The sequence below is a fragment of the Streptomyces sp. NPDC058964 genome, assembly GCF_042741275.1.
Taxonomy (GTDB): domain Bacteria; phylum Actinomycetota; class Actinomycetes; order Streptomycetales; family Streptomycetaceae; genus Streptomyces.
In genome coordinates this window covers 1-1,810 of the sequence record NZ_JBHYKH010000907.1, presented here as the reverse complement: position 1 = coordinate 1,810, position 1,810 = coordinate 1, and the positions used below count along the sequence as shown (strand labels likewise).

The 1,810-nt window shown below is 72.0% G+C and carries 3 protein-coding genes; 2 read left to right on the top strand and 1 reads right to left on the bottom strand.

What is annotated here, in order from left to right:
* On the bottom strand, positions 1-182 hold a 182-nt coding region (locus tag ACFW2E_RS46270; RefSeq protein WP_384478025.1), incomplete at its 3' end, for an HGxxPAAW family protein.
* A 161-nt stretch (positions 183-343) separates the two neighbouring features.
* Between ACFW2E_RS46270 and ACFW2E_RS46265 the strand changes: the two genes are divergently transcribed.
* Together ACFW2E_RS46265 and ACFW2E_RS46260 are read left to right on the top strand one after the other, a co-directional pair.
* Complete coding sequence (locus ACFW2E_RS46265; RefSeq protein WP_384478028.1) at positions 344-799, top strand: MarR family transcriptional regulator; 456 nt, start codon at positions 344-346, stop codon at positions 797-799.
* 130 nt (positions 800-929) lie between these two features.
* Positions 930-1,793: a HEAT repeat domain-containing protein gene (locus ACFW2E_RS46260; protein WP_384478022.1), complete on the top strand. Its 864-nt coding sequence runs from the start codon at positions 930-932 to the stop codon at positions 1,791-1,793.
* The last annotated feature ends 17 nt before the right edge of the window (positions 1,794-1,810 follow it).

Here is a 1,810-nt window from a genome sequence, read left to right as displayed (position 1 = left end):
GAAAGTTCAATCTCACAGGTCGTCAGCACGGCCAGCACGACGATCACGACGCCGCCGACGAGCGGAACGAGGGAGCCGGTGACCATTCCGAGGCCGCAGACGGTGAACCCTGCCGACGCCATGGCGGTCCCCGTCCACCCGGCCACCGTGTGGCCCATGTCGTAGTCTCCGTGGGCGCTCATCGAATGCCTCCTGAGGAAATGGGATGCTGGAGCGGATGCCGGGCGCCCCCGCGCACGGCAAATAGTTTAGCTCGCGAGATAAATTACTTAGATGCTAAGGGGATGGTGTGGGGCAGCGCAAGGGACGCCCTGCGGCGACGGCCGATCAGGCGCTGTACGCGATGGACCGGATGATCGCGACCGCGCAGTTCGGACAGCAGGACATCGCACGCCGACTCGGCCTCAACGTCACGGACCTCACGTGCCTGGGGTTCCTCATCGAAGCGGCTGCCGCCGGCGAATCCCTCGTGGCGGGCGACCTCGCCGAACGCGCCCGGCTGACCACCGGGGCGGTCACCGGCGTTCTCAACCGTCTGGAGAAGGCGGGCTACATCCGCCGCCGGCCCTCCCCGGACGACCGCCGCAAGGTCCACGTCGTCATGGAGGAGACGGCGCAGGAACGCATCCTCGAGGTCTACGGCCCCTTCTACCAGCGCCTGGGCGCCCTCTTCGCCGACTACAGCCCCGACGAGATCGCCGTCCTGGCCGACTGGTTCGCGCGCGCCAGGGCCCTGCTCCAGGACTCATTGGACGACATCCGCCGCGAGCTGACCGACCTTCCGCCCGTCAAACGCTGAGGCGGCGCCGGACGGGAACGGCCTTCCGTGGCGCTGCTCCAGGATCGCCGGATCCGCCGGCCTGCACGCAGCGCGGACCACAAGGTGCGGGCGGGGCGCACTGTCGGAGCCGGGTGACAGCATCCGCCTCATGGATCTTGCCACCGTTTTCGCGGACCTCGACCGGGTTGCCTGGCCGGAGCTGCACCATGCCTATGGTCCCGCCGACGATCTGCCCGATCTGCTGCGCGCGGTGACAGCCTCGGACGAGGAGACCGCGGCGGAGGCGGAGCAGGAGCTGTGGAGCGGCATCGTGCACCAGGGCACGGTGTACGGGGCCACGGCGGCGGCCGTGCCCTTTCTGGCCCGCTTGGCGGCGGCGGGGGTGCGCCGTGGGAACCTGCTCGGCATGTTGGGCGCCATCGCCGAGAGCGGGGACGAGCACCGCCTGGACCAACCGGGTGCGGCGCGTGCGGCCGTCGTCGCACACCTGCCGCTGATGCTGCCCCTGCTGTCGGATTCCGACGCCGAGGTACGCCAGTGCGCGGCCTGGGCGGTGGCCCGGTGCGGGCAGACGGCCGGCCCGGACGGCCGGACGGCGTTGCGGCGGCGCTGGGCCGAGGTCGCCACCCTGCTCGGACCCGCCGCACGGCCGGTCACCCCCCGCCTGCTGCCGATGCTCGACCGACCGGACACGGCCGCGGCCGCCGCGCGCGCACTGGTGGCCGCACACCCGGGCAGCGACCGCCCCGCAGGTATCACGCTCACCAGCCTCGTCGACCGTGTCCTCCCGGCCGCCGCGCCGGGCGCGTCCCTGAATTCCGCGCTGGCCGCGCTGGAGGCCCTCGCCGCCCTCGGCGCCGGCGCGTTCACCCCCGGCCAACCCCGCCGCGTACAGCTGCTCGCCGACGGAGAGCGTCGCATCGTGGGCTCGGGCATCCAGACCGGGATCATTCACAACGACACTGAAATGCGCGCCGCCGCCCGGGGGGGTCTGTGGGACCGGGATCGCTGAGCCGGCCCGATGCGGGC